This window comes from Pseudomonas sp. 2hn, assembly GCF_019646095.1.
Taxonomy (GTDB): domain Bacteria; phylum Pseudomonadota; class Gammaproteobacteria; order Pseudomonadales; family Pseudomonadaceae; genus Aquipseudomonas; species Aquipseudomonas peradeniyensis.
In genome coordinates this window covers 4,666,454-4,682,230 of sequence record NZ_CP081016.1, presented here as the reverse complement: position 1 = coordinate 4,682,230, position 15,777 = coordinate 4,666,454, and the positions used below count along the sequence as shown (strand labels likewise).

The following is a 15,777-nucleotide window of genomic DNA, read 5'->3' as shown; positions in this document are numbered from 1 at the left end:
TGAGGGGTAAACCGCCGCTGCCGCGTCATCAGCAGTGAACCCACCTCCTGCAAGGACCGATCATGTCGCTTTTCACCTCCCGCTTCCCCGGCACCCTGCGGCGCCTGGCCATGGCCTGCGCCCTCGGCGGCAGCGGCCTGGCCCTGGCCGACAGCCCGCCGCTGAACCTCGACCTGCCGGGTCAGTCGCTGGAGGCCACGGTGCATGCCCTGGCCCATGAGTCGGGGGTGGCGATCGCCGCCGACAGCCGTGTACTGGCCGGGCGCAGCGCGCCAGCCTTGCAGGGCCGCTACACGGTGCTGCAGGCCCTGCGCCAGCTGCTGGCCGGCAGCGACCTGGTGGCGGTGGAAGAAAACGGTGTGATCATCCTGCGCGGCCCGACCGACCAGGGGGCCCTGACCCTGGGGGCGACCACGGTCAATGCCTCGGGCTTCAACAGCGACCTGCCGGAAAGCTACAGCGGTGGCCAGGTGGCCCGGGGCGCGCGCATCGGCATGCTGGGCAACCGCGACCTGATGGACACCCCCTTCAGCGTCACCGCCTACACCGCCAAGACCATCGAGAACCAGCAGAGCGGCACGGTCGGCGCGGTGTTGCGCAATGACCCGTCGATCCGCTTCAGTACCGGTGAAGGGCATGCCTACGAGAACTTCATGATCCGTGGCTATGCCCTGGACTCCACCGAGCTGGCGCTGGGGGGGCTCTACGGCCTGGCGCCCGATGGTCACGTACCGACCGAATTCCTCGAGCGCGTCGAGGTGCTCAAGGGGCCGGGCGCGCTGCTCAATGGCATGGCGCCCAACGGTGGCGTGGGCGGGGTGGTCAACCTGGTGCCAAAGCGTGCCGGTGATGCGCCGTTGACCCGCCTGACCACCAGCTACGTGTCCGATGGCTATGTCGCCGAGCATGTCGATGTCGGCCGGCGTTTCGCCGATGGCCGCTTCGGCATTCGTTTCAATGGCGTCTATGGCAGCGGCGACACGGGCGTCGACGAACAGTCCAAGGACCGCACCCTGGCGGCACTGGCCCTGGATTACCGTGGCGATGATTTCAAGCTCGAACTGGATGCCTACGAAAACCACGAGAAACTGGAGAACGGCAGCCCGATGATGGCCGGTTTCAGTGGCCTCAATCATGTAACCCGTGCACCCAAGCCGGACACCAACATCCTTGAAGGCATCCACGCCCGGCAGATCAGCAAGGCCGTGGTGGTGCGTGGCGAGTACCAGCTGGATGACAGCTGGACCGCCTACGCCAGCGTCGGTGGCGCCCGCACGCGCTACGACGGCTTTCTCAACGGCACCCGGGTGGTGGTGAACAAGGCCGACGGCACGGCCAAGGGGGAAACCTACAACCAGGCCGGATACACCCACAGCCTGTCCACCGAGGCCGGTCTGCGCGGCAACTTCATGACCGGCCCGGTCAGCCACCAGATGGTGCTCAGCACCACCTTGCTGCACCAGGATATCGGTCGTGCGCCGACGGTCACCGGAGCCAAGTACCCCACCAACATCTACCACCCGGGCAAGGCGATCATCGCCGGCGACCACGGCAGCAGCACCAAGACCGGCGACAACACCCTGTCGAGCTTTGCCGTGGCCGATACCCTGGGCTTCATGGACGAGCGTGTGCTGCTCACCCTCGGGGTCCGCTCCCAGCGTGTGCGGCAGAAGATGAGCAACCCTTCGTACGACGAGCAAAAGCTGACCCCGGCCGTGGGTATCGTGTTCAAGCCCTGGGACGCGCCGGTGTCGTTGTATGCCAACTACATCGAGGGCCTGACCCAGGGCGGCATGGTCACCGACCAGAAGGCCGCCAACTACGGCGAGCAGTTCGCGCCGTATGTCGCCAAGCAGATGGAGGCCGGGGTGAAATGGGACCTGGGCGACTTCACCCACACGCTGGCGGTGTTCCAGATCGACAAGCCCAGCATGATCTACGACAAGCCCAGCAATCGCTACAACGATGACGGCGAGCAGCGCAACCGTGGCGTGGAGTGGACGCTGTTCGGCGAAGTCGTCCCCAGCGTGCGCCTGCTCGGTGGCGTGACCTACACCCGCGCCGTGCTGAGCAAGACCGCCAATGGCGCCATGGACGGCAACACCGCCCGCGGCGTGCCGGCCTGGTCTGCCAACCTTGGCGCCGAGTGGGACCTGCCTGGGGTCGAGGGCCTGACCTTGACCGCCTTGGGTATCCACAGCAGCTCCCAGTACCTCGATTCCGCCAACCAGTTGAAGATCCCACAGTGGACCCGCTACGACCTCGGCGCCCGCTACGCGACCAAGGTGCTGAGCAGGGAGGTGACCCTGCGCGCCAGTCTGGAGAACGTCGAGAACCGCGCCTATTGGGCCGGGGTGTTCAACGATGGCTACGCCACCGTCAGCGAACCGCGCACGCTCAAACTCTCCGCCAGCGTCGACTTCTGAGGTGAGCATGCAGCGATTCAAGCGCCTGAGCGGTGCATGGCTGCTGGCCGCGCTCTGCTCGAATGCGGCCTTGGCGGCCGCGCCCGCCGATCTCGAGGTAGGAGAGCCGGTCGCCGGTCAGGTTGATGCTGCGCATCCGCCCGTCTGGCAGTTGGCCCTCAAGGCCGGGGATCTGGTGCGGGGCCGGGTCGACGGTGATGTCAGCCTGCGCCTGCTGGACGCCAAAGGGGGGCCGTTGCGCCTGCTGATCGACGGCCTGGACCAGCCCCGCGAGTTCCTCTTCGTCGCGCCGCGGGACGGTCGCTACGCGGTGCGCGCCGAACCCCTGGCGATCCGCCCGGCGGCGCGCTTCAGCCTGAGTCTGGAGCAGGTCCTGCCTGTCGGCGAGCAACGCCGTACGCCCGCGCCCCTTGGCAGCCCGACCTTGCTCGCCCTGCAGCAGCACCTGGCAACTGGAGGCGCTACCGATGTGTTCTGGCAGGCCCGTGCCAGTGAGGGAACGCCCTTGGTCGAGGCCGTCCCCGGGCAACCCGGCAAGCGCCTGGTCACCTTCCTCTGGCGTGGGGCGCGGGACAACGTGCGGATGTTCGGCGCCCCCACAGGCAATCACGAACCGCTGTCCCGGCTGGGCGCGAGTGATGTCTGGTTCCACAGCTTCGAGGTGCCCGCGGCCACCCGCCTGAGTTACCAGATGGCACCGGATGTGCCGGTGTCCGATGACCGTCGGGTGATCCTCGCCAGCACCCGGCGCGACCCGCTCAACCCGAATACCTTCGCCGACGCCAGCGGCGATGCCTGGTTGTCGCGCTCACGGCTGGAGCTTGCGGATGCGGCGCCCCAGCCATGGGTGGCCGAGCGTGCCGGGGTGGCCCGTGGCAGCCTGGAGCGCAAGCGCCTGGCCAGCGAGGTGCTGGGCAACGAGCGCGATATCTACCTCTACCGCCCGGCGGGCTGGCGCCTGGGCAAGGCCGACCAGGCCTTGCTGGTGCTGTTCGATGCCCATGCCTACACCCGCCAGGTGCCGACCCCGACGATACTCGACAACCTGATGGCCGACGGCCTGATCCCACCCACCGCGGCACTGATCATCGCCAACCCCAGCAGCGAAAGTCGCGAGCGGGAGTTGCCGCCCAACCCATTGTTCGCACGGTTCATGGCCGAAGAACTGATGCCCTGGGCCAGCCGCCAGGGATTGGCGGCGCCGGCTGCGCGCACCGTGGTCGCGGGGTCCAGTTACGGCGGCCTGGCGTCGGCCTACATGGGCCTCAGGCATCCGGAGCTGTTCGGCAATGTGCTGAGCATGTCCGGTTCCTACTGGTGGCCGATGGCCGGCGACGAACCTGGCTGGTTGACCCGCGAGTACGTCAAGGCACCGCGTCAGCCGTTGCGGTTCTACCTGCAGGCGGGACTGTTCGAGGGACCGAGGATCCTCGACACCAACCGCCATCTGCGCGATGTGCTGCTGGCCAAGGGGTACCGGGTGGAACAGGTGGAGTTTCCTGCCGGCCATGACTACCTGCAGTGGCGGGGGAGCCTGCCCTGTGGGTTGATCAGCTTGCTTGGGCAGGGGACACAGGCTGTTGCGCGGGCTTGTGTGCCGTAAGCGTTTGGCGATGGATCCTCTGCGCCTACAAGATCGAGCGCCGCCCGCGCGGCGCTCGATCTTGTAGGCGGTGCAAGGCTATCGCCAGGCACCTACTCGCCCAAATGGGTTTCCCTCAATCCGCCTCTCCCTCCCGCCGAACCCTGTTACGCCACACCCGATACGCCCGAATCCCCGCCCGTACCGAGCCGAACAGCAGCTTGTCCTCCATCTCCCGCGCCATCCCGGAACGCACCAGCATGCGCAGGAAGGTGCCACGGGCGCGGGCGATGGCGAAGTGGATGCCCTGGGCGGCGAGGGTGTCGCGCACTTCGCGCAGGGCCGCCACGCCACTGACGTCGATGCTGGTCACGGCTTCGGCGTCAAACAGCACCACCTGTGGTTTCTCCACTCCCTGCACGGCTTCGAGCAGGCGCATCTTGAAGTAGTCGGCATTGAAGAACAGGATCGCGTCGTCGAAGCGGTACACCACAAGGCCTGGCACGGTGCGGGCGTCCTTGTGCTGGCGCACGTCCACCTGGCCCTCGATGCCTGGCACCCAGCCCAGCACGGCGTCGGTGGGCTGGTAGATGCTGTAGAGCAGGCGCAGGATGGCCAGGGTCACGGCGAACACGATGCCCGGCAACACGCCCAGGCCGAGCACGCCGACCGTGGTCAGCAGGCACAGCCAGAACTCGAAGCGGCTGAGCTTGCGGATGGTCTTGAGCGACTTCACGTCGATCAGCCCCCAGCCGGCCATCAGCAGCACCGCGCCCAGCGCGGCCTGGGGAATCCAGGCCATGGGCGCGGTGAAGAACAGCAGGATCAGGGCGATCACCAGGGCGGCGATGATGCCCACCAGCTGGCTCTTGCCGCCGACCATGTCGTTGACCGCGGTGCGCGAGTCGGCGCCGCTGATGGCAAAGCCCTGGGATATGCCGGCGGCCAGGTTGCTCACGCCCAGGGCGAGGAACTCGTGGTTGGCGTTGATCGCGTAGCCGTGGCGGGCGGCGAAGCTGCGGGCGGTGAGCATGGCGCTGCAGAAGCTGATGGTGGCGATACCCAGGGCATCGCGCAGCAGGCTCTTGGTTTCCGCCAGGCTGCTCTGCGGCCAGGCCAGCTCCGGGATGCCCGCCGGCACCGGGCCGAGGATCGCTACCCCGTAATGGTCAAGACCGAACAGCCCGGCCAGGGCGGTGAACACCACCACGGTCACCAGTGCCGCCGGCAGTCGCGGGTAGCGTCGCGGCAGCCAGATCAGCAGGCCCAACCCGGCCAGGCCGATGGCCAGGGTCAGCCAGTGGATTTCGCCCAGGCGCTGGAGGAAGTTGATCAGACTGAGGATGAACCCGTCGCCTTCGATCTTGAAGCCCACTACCTTCGACAACTGCCCGGCGAGCAGGCTCAGGCCAATGCCGTTGAGGTAGCCGATGAGGATCGGCCGCGAGAAGAAGCTGGCGATGAAGCCGGCCCGGGCCACCCCGGCGGCGATCAGCATCACGCCCACCAGCACGGTGACGATCACCGACAGTTCGGCGATGCGGTGCGGGTCGCCCATGGCCAGTGGCGCCACGGCTCCGCCGATCATGGCGCAGGTGGCGGCGTCCGGGCCGACCATCAACTGGCGTGAGCTGCCGATCAGGGCATAGACCATCATCGGCAGCACGCAGGCGTACAGACCGTACTGCGGTGGCAGGCCGACGATCTGCGCATAGGCGATGGCGATGGGGATCTGGATCGCGGCCACCGACAGGCCGGCCTGCAGGTCAGCGTGGAACCACTCGCGGCGGTAGTGCAGCAGGTTGGCCAGGCCCGGTAGCCAGCGGGAGAGAAACATGCGCAGTCCTTTGGAAATGTTTCAGAAAGCGTAGCGGTTATGCGCCGCGAATCACTGGGCATTCAAGCCAATCGGCGCGGCGCTGGCCATGGGCCAGATCAAGAAAGGAACGCTGGAAACGAAAAAAGGAGCCGAGGCTCCTTTAGACAGTGACGACGTTGTTGGAACGTCGTGCAGGGAATGCGAGTTGGAGCGGGTAGAGGGAATCGAACCCTCCTCAATAGCTTGGGAAGCTATAGTTTTACCAATAAACTATACCCGCTTCGAAGCACGACTTTTTACCAGAACCCTCCCCGAATGAGAAGCCCAAGGCTGTAAAAAAGCCTGTCGGCGGCCCGTAGCCTGCGGTGGTCGAGGGCTACAGGACGCCGATGCGCTCAGATGGCCAGTGCATGCTGCCCCGCTTCCTGTGTGTAGCGGTTGCGGGTTTCGCGCAGCGCCGGCTTGAGGAAACCGAGCATTGCGCTGCGGGTGTCCTCGCAGGCGGCCTTGTGCTCCATGTCCAGGAAGTGGCCGGCGCCCTGGATCACGCTGAAGTGGCTGCGCCCGACATGACGGCTGAACTGGCGGGCATCCTCGACGGTGGTGTACTCGTCGCGTTCGCCGTTGATGAACAGCACCGGGATGTCGATGTTGCGCGCGGCCTTCAGCGCCCGCTCCAGGTCATGTTCGAGCACCTGGTTGATGTGGAAGTGCATCTGCGCGTACTCGTGGCTGTCCAGGCTGCTGACGTGCCGGTAGTTGAAGCGCTTGAACAGCGACGGCAGGTGCTTGCCGATGGTGTCGTTGACCAGGTTGCCCACCTGGTAGCGGTCGCAGGCGGCCAGGTACCGGCAACCGCGCTCCAGGTAGTCGCGCATCGGTTCGTTGATCACCGGCGAGAACGAGCTGACGATGGCCTTCTTCACCAGCCGCGGCTGGTGCGCCAGCGCCAGCAGGGTGCAGGCGCCGCCCCAGGAGAACGACATCACGTGGTCGGCACGGAAGTGTTCGATCAGCTCGAGCAGGATGTGTGCCTCGGCTTCCTTGGTCAGCAGCCGTTCATGGCGGTTGTGGGGTTTGGACTTGCCGGCGTACGGCTGGTCGTACAGCACCACGTTGAACTGTGGGTGCAGGTTGCGCACTGTCTGTGCAAAGGACGCCGTGGTGGCCAATGAGCCATTGATCAGGATGATCGTCTTCTCGGCGCCTTCCGCGCGATGGAACTCCGTGTAAACCCGGTACTGCCCTTGGATATCAAGTACAGCGATTTCTGGCCTCATGTCATCGACTCCTGGCGCAAAAAGGGTATTCGCGTCACCTGGTGGCGTGTGCGATCGGCAGGCGGGCTAGGCGCCGAATCGACCGGACAGGCCATTAGGGTGCACGTGCTTTATGACAGGTAGGCATTCGCCTGGAACTGAAACCGGTGGGCCCTTGTGTCGATCCTTGACGCTTGTAGACGACGGTATTGTTGTGCGGGCGATTACCGTGCCCCAGGGCATCGAGACCCCGGGTGGCCGGTAAAGGGCGTCTTGGACTGCGGTTGTGACCGATGAGTCACATGCAGACCGACGAGTTAGCAGTCAAGCAGGGAGGGCGGGATCGCGCAAGTGCCGTTGGGGCAATCTTTCGTGGGAAACCGCCGAATGGCGGGTCCGCTCAGACCGAGGCGATTTCCTCGGCGGTCAGCGCCCTGAACTCTCCCGGATGCAATATCGGGTCCAGTGTGATTGACCCCATGCTTTCCCGGTGCAGCCCCACCACCTTGTTCTGGAAGTGCCCGAACATCCGCTTCACCTGGTGATAGCGGCCCTCGACGATGGCCAGGCGCGCGCTGCGCGGGCCGAGGATGTCCAGCTGCGCGGGCAGGGTGGTGAGGTCTTCGAAGGCGAAGTAGAACCCTTCGCGGAACCGATCGATGTAATGTGCACCGATTTCGTCCTCGGTGTGCACCAGATAGGTCTTGGGCTGCTTGGTCCGTGGCTGGGTCAGGCGCCGAGACCACTGGCCATCGTTGGTCAGGATCATCAGCCCGGTGGTGTTGTAGTCCAGGCGCCCGGCGATGTGCAGGTCATCGCGCAGCGCTGCCGGCAGAAGGTCGAGCACGGTGCGGTGCTGCGGGTCCTGGGTGGCGCTGACGCACCCGGCGGGCTTGTGCAGCATCAGGTAGCGCGCTGGACGCCCGGCCTGGAGCACCTGCCCGTCGACCTCGACGCGGTTGAACTCGCGCACCTCCAGCAGCGGGTCGCCGGTCGGCAGGCCGTCCACGCTCACGCGCCGCTGCGCCAGCAGCAGGCGCACTTGCTGGCGGTTGTAGCAGGGCAGGTTGCCGAGGAATCGGTCGAGGCGCATGGGACGGGTCGCTTGCGGGAAATCGGCGCGCAGTCTAGCGGATCGTGCGCGCTGGTGCTGCCTTGAGCTGCTCGTCCACCTGCGCGCAGCGCGGGCACAGGCAGGCCTTGTCGCGCAGTTCGGCAGGCAGGGCCTCGATCAGCGCCGGGTCGATGGCCACGTCGAAGCACCAGCAACCTTGCGCGGCATTGCGCGGGTCGGCCAGGCCGCACTGGTTGAGGGCGCCACAGGCGGGGCAGCATTGAGGATCAGGCATGGTCGGGTCCGGGCATTTCGCTGCAGACGCGGTTGCGTCCGCCTTGTTTGGCACGATAGAGCGCGTGGTCGGCGCGGGTCAGCAGGTTATGCAGGCTGTCGTCGCGCTGCAGGGCGGACAGGCCGATGCTCACGGTCAGGCGCAGTGGCTGGTCGGCATGGCTGAAGGTCAGTTGCTCGGTGCGTCGGCGGATCTTTTCCGCCACCTCGATGGCCTGGCGGCCTTCGGCTTCGCGCAGCAGCACGACGAACTCCTCGCCACCCCAGCGGCACAGTATATCGGACTGGCGCAGGCTGCTCTGCAGCACATTGGCGAACTGGCGTAGCACTTCGTCGCCGGCCAGGTGGCCATGGGTGTCGTTGAGGGTCTTGAAGTGGTCGAGGTCGATCAGCAGGGCGACCAGCGGCGCGCTGTCGCGCTGGGCTTCGATGAGTGCCTGGCCGGCCAGCAGGTCGAAGCTGCGGCGATTGGGCAGACCGGTGAGGCTGTCGAGGGTGGCCAGCGCTTCGGCGTTGTCCTGGTGCCGCTTGATCATGGCGTTGAGCAGCGACAGGACCACCAGGGTGATCATGGCGCAGATCGCCAGGTTCAGGTACAGCGACTGGCGGATGCGGTCCAGGGCGCCGGTTTCGCGCTTGTCCACCAGCAGGTACCACTCCAGTTCCGGCAGCAGGCGCACGTTGAGGAAGTGGCTGTGGCCGTCGTTGTCGGTGTACTCGTGGCTGCCGCTGGCCGGTGTCGGCATGCGTGCCAGCAGGTCCTGCCACTGGCTGCTATCGGCCAGTTGCTGTCCGGCGCGCAGGCCATGAGGGCCGCCGTCGGAGCCGGTCAGCAGGACCTTGCCCCGGGCGTCGGCGAACAGCACCGAGCGCTGGTAGCGCCGTTGGTAGTCGTCGATCAGGCGGACCACCGACTCCACGCTCAAACCCACGCCGGCGGCGCCGATGAAACGCTGCTGGTAATCGAGCACCCGGTGGTTGATGAACACGGTGAGCTTGTCCTGGTTGGCCATGTCCAGGTCGACGTTGATCTCGTAGGGCTTGCTCGACTGGCGCAGGCGAAAGTACCAGGCGTCGCGCCAGGCGTCGGCCCGCACCTGCTTGAGCACGCCCTTGGCCTGGTAGTAGGTGAGGCTGCGGTCGGAGACGAAGAAGCTGGTGCAGGTGGCCTGGCTGCCCATCACCGCGCCCAGGTAGCGGGTGATGCGCCCGGTGTCCTGCTCGCCGGCCAGCACCCAGTCGCGCAGGAAGGTGTCCTGGGCCATCATCGAGGCGATCAGCACCGGGCGGATCAGGTCTTTCTGGATCTCCGAGTAGACGCTGTCGGAGGTCAGCGGCAGCTCGGTATTGATGATGCCGTCGCGGATCGCCCCGCGCGAGGCGTAGTAGCCGAGCAGCGAGGTGGCGAGGAAGCCGCCGGCCAGCAACAGCAGCAGGGCGAAGATCAGCGAGCGTTGCGAGAACAGGGCGGAAGGCGAGGGCATGATCGTCCCGTGAGGTGTGCCGGTGGCCACATTCTAGTGAGATGACTGAAAAATGACTGCATGTTTTTCAGGGGTATAGGACCTGTTTCAATTTGTTGCGCAAATGGCACTGAACCTTGTTGCGACGGTCTTATCCTGTGTCGACCAACAGCTTGTCGTCGACGCCCGCCAGCGCCGCTGTGCCGGGCACCCCTGCGGTCCAGGAGGCCGCCATGTACCCACGAATCCTGCTCGTCGTCCTGCTCGGACTGCTGACCTCCGCCTGCGCCCCATACTACGAGAGCGGCGGCTACTACCGCAGCGACTACTACACCAGCGATCGCTACGTTTACCCAGGCTACTACCGTCAGGACCGCTATTACGTGGTACCGCAGACCCGCTACTACTACCAGCCAGCGCCGCGTTACTACAGGCCGGCGCCGGTGCCGCAGTACCGACCTTATCCAGCGCCCGGCATGCAACCGCGCTGGCACGGGAATCCGCGTTACGACTATGGCAACCGCCAGCGCTACGACTACGGTCGGGACCGCGACCGCCACGACTACCGCAATGACGATCGCCGGGGCGATCGCTGGCATTCCAACGGGCAGGGCAACCGCGACCGTCGACCCGATGGGGGCCGGGGTGGCGAGCGGAGCTGGTCGCGTTGACAGGGCACTGACGTCATCCCAGTTCCGCCAACGGATGCCGCCCCTCCCAGACCTTGCTGAAGTGCGCCTCCACCACCGCCGCTGGCACCTGCGCCACATCCGGCCAGTGCCAGCGGGGAGTGTTGTCCTTGTCCAGCAGACGGGCGCGCACCCCTTCGCTGAACTCCGGGTGACGGCAGCAGTTCAGGCTCAGGGTGTATTCCATCTGGAATACCTGCGCCAGCGACAGGTGCCGCGCCCGACGGATCTGCTCCCACACCAGGTGCGCCGTCAGCGGGCAACCCTCGTGCAGGCGCTGGCCGGCCGCCGCCAGCAAGGGATCGGCGTGCGTGGCCAGGCCGGCCAGGGCCCGCCAGGCCGCCACCGGGTCGGCCACGTCGAGCGCTTCGTCGATCACCGCACGGCGCGCCAGCCACTGGCCTTGCGGCAGTTCGGCGCAGGCGCGGTGCTGCTCGGCCTTGAGCAGGCTGTTGAGCTGCAGGGCGGTCTGCTCCTGCCAGTTCAATTGCAGCAGTTCTTCGATCAGCGCCTCCTGCTGGTGTTCGCCCAGGAAGCGATCGGCCAGGTCCAGGTCCAGCGCGTCGCGGGCGTTGAGCGGGGCCCCGGTCAGCCCCAGGAACAGGCCGAGCTTGCCCGGCAGGCGGGCGAGGAACCAGCTGGCGCCGACATCCGGATACAGGCCGATGCTGATTTCCGGCATCGCCAGGCGGCTGCTGGGGGTGACTATGCGTACCGCAGCGCCCTGCAGCAGGCCCATGCCGCCGCCCAGTACATGGCCGTGGCCCCAGCACAGCAGGGGTTTGGGGTAGGTGTGCAGGCGATGGTCGAGGCGGTACTCGCTGGCGAAGAAGGTAGCGGCCAGCGGCGGCACACTGCCGGGATGTTCGCGGCAGGCCTCGACCAGGGCGCGGACATCGCCGCCGGCACAGAAGGCCTTCGGCCCATTGCCGCGCAGCAGCACGCAGACGATCCCGGGGTCGCTGGCCCAAGCGTGCAGCCGTTCGTCGAGCACTTCGATCATGGGCAGCGTCAGGGCGTTGAGCGCCTTGGGCGCGTCCAGGGTGGCGATGCCGATACGGGCGCCGTCGGCGCCGGTCAGTACCTCGCATTGAATGGACATGGACTACCTCGCGCAGGTCATCCCCTCAGTATGGCCTGCCGCGGCGAAGCTGCCGGTCGTCGGTCGGATCGATTGACAAGCCGGCCCGGCTTTCCTAGTGTCGCGGCACTTTGCTTTTGGATGCCCCCATGACCGACGACGATCGCATCAAACTCGAACCCAGCTGGAAGGCCGCGCTGCGCGCCGAGTTCGACCAGCCCTACATGCAGCAGCTGCGCGAGTTCCTGCGTGCGGAGTACGCCGCCGGCAAGGAGATCTACCCACCTGGGCCGCTGATCTTCAACGCCCTGAATTCCACGCCGCTGGAGCAGGTCAAGGTGGTCATCCTCGGCCAGGACCCGTACCACGGTCCGGGCCAGGCCCATGGCCTGTGCTTCTCGGTGCAGCCGGGTATCCCCACGCCGCCGTCGCTGGTCAATATCTACAAGGAGCTGCAGCGCGACCTCAACCTGCCGATCCCCGCCCATGGCTACCTGCAGAGCTGGGCCGAGCAGGGCGTGCTGCTGCTCAACACCACCATGACCGTGGAGCGCGCCAATGCCGCGTCCCACGCGAAGAAAGGCTGGGAGTTCTTCACCGACCGGATCATCCAGGTGGTCAGCGAACAGTGCCCGAACGTGGTGTTCCTGCTCTGGGGTGCCCATGCACAGAGCAAGCAGAAGCTGATCGATGCCAGCAAGCACCTGGTGCTCAAGTCTGTGCATCCGTCACCGCTGTCGGCTTACCGTGGGTTCTTTGGTTGTGGGCATTTCAGCCGCACCAACAGCTTCCTGGAGCAACGCGGGATGGCGCCGATCGATTGGGCGTTGCCGCCGTTGTGATTGGCTGAAGGATTGCGCGGGCCTTTTCGCGGGTAAACCCGCTCCCACAGGTACAGCGCAGGCCCTGAAAGGCAGCGCATTCTCTGTGGGAGCGGGTTTACCCGCGAAGAAGCCAGCACATCTCTATGGGCTGGCGTTCCAGCGCCGGAACAACGGCTCGGCCAGGAACAGCACGAACAACAAGCGCATCACCTGCAGCGCCGTCACCAGCGGCACGGACAGTTGCAGGGTCTCCGCCGTCAGGCTCATCTCGGCGATGCCCCCGGGCATCATCCCCAGCGTCAGCGAGCGCAGGTCCAGGTGCGTCAGCAGGCTCAACGCCCAGGCCGCGCCTGCGGCGATCAGCATGCACAGCGCCGTGGCGAGCAAGGTCCGGCCAAGGAACGACGGCGCCCGGCGGAAGAACGCGCGGTTGAAGTGACAGGCCAGGCCGCTACCGATCAGCCACTGGCCGATCTGGCTGGCGCCGTTGGGCAGGCCGATCTGCAGGTTGCCCGCCAGGCTCACGCTGGCTGCCACCAGCAACGGCCCGAACAACCAGGGATTGGGCTGGCGCAGGCGCTGCCAGAGCAGCGCCACCAGCACTCCCAGCGGCGCGATCAACGCCAGCCAGCCCCAGCTCATGCTGCCGGCATGGTTCAGCGGCACGCCATCGCCGAGCAGGAACTTGAACAGCGCCGGCACGCACAGCACCACCGCCAGCACCCGCAGGCTCTGCGCCGCGGCCACCTGGCTGAGCACCGCGCCGTTGCGCGCACCAAGATTGACCATCTCGCCCGAACCGCCCGGCATGCTGGCGAAGAACGCCGTGGCGCGGTCTTCACCGGTGCGCCGCAGCAGCCACACGCTGATCACACTGGAGAGGGTGGTGAACAACGCGCCGAAGAAGATCAGCGCGAAGTGGCTGGCCACCTGCTCGATCACCGCCGGGGTGAAGTGCAGGCCGATGCCGATGCCGATGATCCATTGCCCGCATTTGCGGCCGTTGGGGATTTCGCTGAGCTGCCAGGGGGTCAGGCAGCGCACCAGGATGATCGCCAGCAACGAGCCGACCATCCACGGCAAGGGCCAGCCGACCTTGCTGGCGGCGAAACCGCCCGCAAGACCGACCAGCCCGGTGGCCCAGAACAGAGGCAACGACCGATCAGGCATCGGCCATGGCCCGGCGCTGCAGGGCACGTTTGCGCCAGATGCGCAGCAGCGGCAGGCTCAGCATGCACACCACCAGCACCCACACGCCCATGCTGATCGGGCTCGACCAGAGGATGCCCAGTTCACCGTTGGAGATCGACAGCGCGCGGCGCAGGTTCTGCTCCATCAGCCCGCCGAGGATGAAACCCAGCAGGATCGGCGACAGCGGGAAGTCCAGCTTGCGCAGGATGTAGCCCATGATGCCGATGCCGACCATCAGGAACAGGTCGAAGGTGGTGGCATGCACCGCGTACACGCCGATCGCGGTGATGATCGCGATCACCGGCACCAGCGCCCAGTTCGGCACGGCGAGGATGCGGGTGAAGACACGGATCATCGGCACGTTGAGGATGATCAGCATCAGGTTGGCGATGAACAGCGAGGCGATCAGGCCCCAGACGATGTCCGGCTGTTGTTCGAACAGCAGCGGGCCGGGGGTGATGTTGTACAGGGTCAGCGCGCCGATCATCACCGCAGTGGTGCCGGAGCCTGGCACGCCGAGGGTCAGCATCGGCACCAGGGCGCCGCAGCAGGAGGCGCCGATGGCGGTTTCCGGCGCGGCCAGGCCACGAGCGTCGCCCTTGCCGAACTTGCCTTTGTCGCCGGCGATGCGTTTTTCGGTCATGTAGGCCACGGCACTGGCCAGGGTCGCGCCGGCACCCGGCAACACGCCCATGAAGAAGCCCAGCAGGCCGCAACGGATGTTGACGAAGAACACCGACGCCGCTTCCTTGAGGTTGAACAGCATGCGCCCGGTGGCCTTGACCGCCACGTGACCATGGTGGGTTTTTTCCAGCAGCAGGAGGATCTCGCTGATGGAGAACAGGCCCAGCACCAGCACCACGAACTGGATGCCGTCGGCCAGGTGCACGCTGTCACCGGTGAAGCGGTACACGCCGCTGTTGGCGTCGATGCCCACCGCCGAAAGGAACAGGCCGATCAGCGCCGCGATGAAGGTCTTCAGTGGCTTGTCGCCGGCCATGCCACCGAGGGCGACGATGGCGAACACCATCAGCACGAAGTACTCCGCCGGCCCGAAGGCAATCGCCCATTTCGCCAGCAGCGGGGCGAACAGCACCATGCCGCAGGTGGCGATGAAGGCGCCGATGAACGAACTCCAGGCCGACAGCGACAGGGCCACGCCGGCCAGGCCCTGGCGAGCCATGGGGTAGCCGTCGAGGGTGGTCATCACGGTGGAGGCTTCGCCGGGGATGTTCAGCAGGATCGAACTGATCCGCCCGCCGTATTCGCAGCCCAGGTACACCGCGGCCAGCAGGATCAGCGCCGACTCCGGCGGCAGGCCGAGGGCGAAGGCGATGGGGATCAGCAGGGCCACGCCGTTGATCGGGCCCAGGCCCGGCAGCAGGCCGACCACGGTGCCGATCAGGGTGCCGGTCAGGGCGGTGACCAGGTTGTATGGGCTCAGGGCGACGCCGAAGCCCTGGCCCAGGTAGCTCAAGGTATCCATGTGTCAGTTCTCCAGTACGTCGAGCAGGCCGAGGGGCAGGGGCACGTCCATCACGCGGTCGAACAGCCAGTAGAGGAACAGGCTCATGCCCACCACCACCAGGGCGCTGTGCAGCCAGCGGCCACCGTACAGGCGGGCCATGGGTACGCCGACCAGGATGGCGCTGAGGATGAAGCCCAGGGCTTCGAAGGTGCTGGCGAAGACGATCAGCAGGCCGACGCAGGCGACGATCTTGATCAGGCTTTCGCGGTCCAGTTCCGGTTCGTCGTCCTTGCGCACGATGGGCGTGGGGCGGATCGCCAGGTACAAGAGGCCCAGGCTCATCAGGCCGAGCATCAGCAGCGGGTAGGCGCGCGGGCCCACCGGTTCATAGGAGAAGGCGGCCTGGTAGGGCCAGGCCATCACGGCCAGCACGGCGCACAGCGCCAGCAGGGCCAGGGCGAAGAGGCGTTGCAGGATCATGGAAGAATCCTCGGTAATGTTCGACACGGCGCGACCCCTTGTAGGAGCGGCCTTGTGCCGCGAAAGGGCTGCGCAGCAGCCCCAGCGATTCATGCCTTGACGCTCAGAATCCGGGGCCGCTTCGCGGCCCTTTCGCGGCACAAGGCC

Annotated in this window: 13 protein-coding genes and 1 tRNA gene; 4 read left to right on the top strand and 10 right to left on the bottom strand. The window is 66.4% G+C overall.

The genetic code is table 11. The annotated features are described in order from the left end of the window. Positions 1–62 precede the first annotated feature (62 nt). Together K2O50_RS21165 and K2O50_RS21160 are read left to right on the top strand one after the other, a co-directional pair. Positions 63–2,426: a TonB-dependent receptor gene (locus tag K2O50_RS21165; RefSeq protein WP_050703949.1), complete on the top strand. Its 2,364-nt coding sequence runs from the start codon at positions 63–65 to the stop codon at positions 2,424–2,426. 7 nt (positions 2,427–2,433) lie between these two features. Next, positions 2,434–4,029 (top strand): esterase family protein, encoded by a 1,596-nt coding sequence (locus K2O50_RS21160; RefSeq protein WP_052896218.1) that lies wholly within the window; start codon positions 2,434–2,436, stop codon positions 4,027–4,029. Between the two features lie 115 nt (positions 4,030–4,144). On the opposite strand, the gene K2O50_RS21155 is transcribed toward K2O50_RS21160, so the two are convergent. The 6 genes from K2O50_RS21155 to K2O50_RS21130 all read right to left on the bottom strand — a co-directional run bounded on the left by K2O50_RS21155 (position 4,145) and on the right by K2O50_RS21130 (position 9,918). After that, positions 4,145–5,845 carry a SulP family inorganic anion transporter gene (locus tag K2O50_RS21155; RefSeq protein ID WP_050703950.1) on the bottom strand — a complete coding sequence of 567 codons (1,701 nt, stop codon included), beginning with the start codon at positions 5,843–5,845 and terminating at the stop codon, positions 4,145–4,147. A 188-nt stretch (positions 5,846–6,033) separates the two neighbouring features. Beyond that, positions 6,034–6,107, bottom strand: a tRNA-Gly gene (locus K2O50_RS21150). A gap of 115 nt (positions 6,108–6,222) precedes the next feature. Then, on the bottom strand, positions 6,223–7,107 hold the full coding sequence (locus tag K2O50_RS21145) for an alpha/beta fold hydrolase (protein WP_050703951.1): 885 nt from the start codon (positions 7,105–7,107) through the stop codon (positions 6,223–6,225). A gap of 379 nt (positions 7,108–7,486) precedes the next feature. Beyond that, on the bottom strand, positions 7,487–8,179 hold the full coding sequence (locus tag K2O50_RS21140; RefSeq protein ID WP_050703952.1) for a pseudouridine synthase: 693 nt from the start codon (positions 8,177–8,179) through the stop codon (positions 7,487–7,489). 34 nt (positions 8,180–8,213) lie between these two features. Further along, positions 8,214–8,435, bottom strand: a complete 222-nt coding sequence (locus K2O50_RS21135; RefSeq protein ID WP_050703953.1) for a cysteine-rich CWC family protein — start codon at positions 8,433–8,435, stop codon at positions 8,214–8,216. Beyond that, a complete protein-coding gene (locus K2O50_RS21130; RefSeq protein ID WP_050703954.1) occupies positions 8,428–9,918 on the bottom strand; it encodes a diguanylate cyclase in 1,491 nt (496 codons plus the stop codon). Before K2O50_RS21130 ends, K2O50_RS21135 begins: the two co-directional genes overlap by 8 nt. Before the next feature lie 212 nt (positions 9,919–10,130). Here K2O50_RS21130 and K2O50_RS21125 point away from each other — a divergent pair, with 212 nt between their 5' ends. After that, positions 10,131–10,568: a hypothetical protein gene (locus K2O50_RS21125; RefSeq protein ID WP_050703955.1), complete on the top strand. Its 438-nt coding sequence runs from the start codon at positions 10,131–10,133 to the stop codon at positions 10,566–10,568. Positions 10,569–10,581: 13 nt separating this feature from the next. On the opposite strand, the gene K2O50_RS21120 is transcribed toward K2O50_RS21125, so the two are convergent. Beyond that, on the bottom strand, positions 10,582–11,688 hold the full coding sequence (locus tag K2O50_RS21120; RefSeq protein ID WP_050703956.1) for an enoyl-CoA hydratase/isomerase family protein: 1,107 nt from the start codon (positions 11,686–11,688) through the stop codon (positions 10,582–10,584). Between the two features lie 128 nt (positions 11,689–11,816). On the opposite strand from K2O50_RS21120, the gene ung reads away from it, so the two are divergent. Next, entirely contained in the window at positions 11,817–12,509 is a 693-nt protein-coding gene (gene ung / locus K2O50_RS21115) for a uracil-DNA glycosylase (protein WP_050703957.1), read from the top strand. Between the two features lie 123 nt (positions 12,510–12,632). Here ung and K2O50_RS21110 read toward each other — a convergent pair whose 3' ends face one another. From K2O50_RS21110 to K2O50_RS21100, 3 genes are read right to left on the bottom strand one after another with little or no spacing between them, the layout of a single operon-like run. Continuing rightward, on the bottom strand, positions 12,633–13,661 hold the full coding sequence (locus tag K2O50_RS21110; RefSeq protein WP_050703958.1) for an AbrB family transcriptional regulator: 1,029 nt from the start codon (positions 13,659–13,661) through the stop codon (positions 12,633–12,635). Beyond that, complete coding sequence (locus K2O50_RS21105) at positions 13,654–15,168, bottom strand: tripartite tricarboxylate transporter permease (protein ID WP_050703959.1); 1,515 nt, start codon at positions 15,166–15,168, stop codon at positions 13,654–13,656. Before K2O50_RS21105 ends, K2O50_RS21110 begins: the two co-directional genes overlap by 8 nt. A 3-nt stretch (positions 15,169–15,171) precedes the next feature. Then, positions 15,172–15,630 carry a tripartite tricarboxylate transporter TctB family protein gene (locus K2O50_RS21100; RefSeq protein WP_050703960.1) on the bottom strand — a complete coding sequence of 153 codons (459 nt, stop codon included), beginning with the start codon at positions 15,628–15,630 and terminating at the stop codon, positions 15,172–15,174. Between the last annotated feature and the right edge of the window lie 147 nt (positions 15,631–15,777).

Bases quoted from the DNA above. Each gene is read 5' to 3' on its own strand.
- ung (WP_050703957.1), top strand. From the start codon at position 11,817: ATGACCGACGACGATCGCATCAAACTCGAACCCAGCTGGAAGGCCGCG.
- K2O50_RS21125 (WP_050703955.1), top strand. From the start codon at position 10,131: ATGTACCCACGAATCCTGCTCGTCGTCCTGCTCGGACTGCTGACCTCC.
- K2O50_RS21160 (WP_052896218.1), top strand. From the start codon at position 2,434: ATGCAGCGATTCAAGCGCCTGAGCGGTGCATGGCTGCTGGCCGCGCTC.
- K2O50_RS21120 (WP_050703956.1), bottom strand. From the start codon at position 11,688: ATGTCCATTCAATGCGAGGTACTGACCGGCGCCGACGGCGCCCGTATC.
- K2O50_RS21145 (WP_050703951.1), bottom strand. From the start codon at position 7,107: ATGAGGCCAGAAATCGCTGTACTTGATATCCAAGGGCAGTACCGGGTT.
- K2O50_RS21155 (WP_050703950.1), bottom strand. From the start codon at position 5,845: ATGTTTCTCTCCCGCTGGCTACCGGGCCTGGCCAACCTGCTGCACTAC.
- K2O50_RS21135 (WP_050703953.1), bottom strand. From the start codon at position 8,435: ATGCCTGATCCTCAATGCTGCCCCGCCTGTGGCGCCCTCAACCAGTGC.
- K2O50_RS21100 (WP_050703960.1), bottom strand. From the start codon at position 15,630: ATGATCCTGCAACGCCTCTTCGCCCTGGCCCTGCTGGCGCTGTGCGCC.
- K2O50_RS21130 (WP_050703954.1), bottom strand. From the start codon at position 9,918: ATGCCCTCGCCTTCCGCCCTGTTCTCGCAACGCTCGCTGATCTTCGCC.
- K2O50_RS21105 (WP_050703959.1), bottom strand. From the start codon at position 15,168: ATGGATACCTTGAGCTACCTGGGCCAGGGCTTCGGCGTCGCCCTGAGC.
- K2O50_RS21140 (WP_050703952.1), bottom strand. From the start codon at position 8,179: ATGCGCCTCGACCGATTCCTCGGCAACCTGCCCTGCTACAACCGCCAG.
- K2O50_RS21165 (WP_050703949.1), top strand. From the start codon at position 63: ATGTCGCTTTTCACCTCCCGCTTCCCCGGCACCCTGCGGCGCCTGGCC.
- K2O50_RS21110 (WP_050703958.1), bottom strand. From the start codon at position 13,661: ATGCCTGATCGGTCGTTGCCTCTGTTCTGGGCCACCGGGCTGGTCGGT.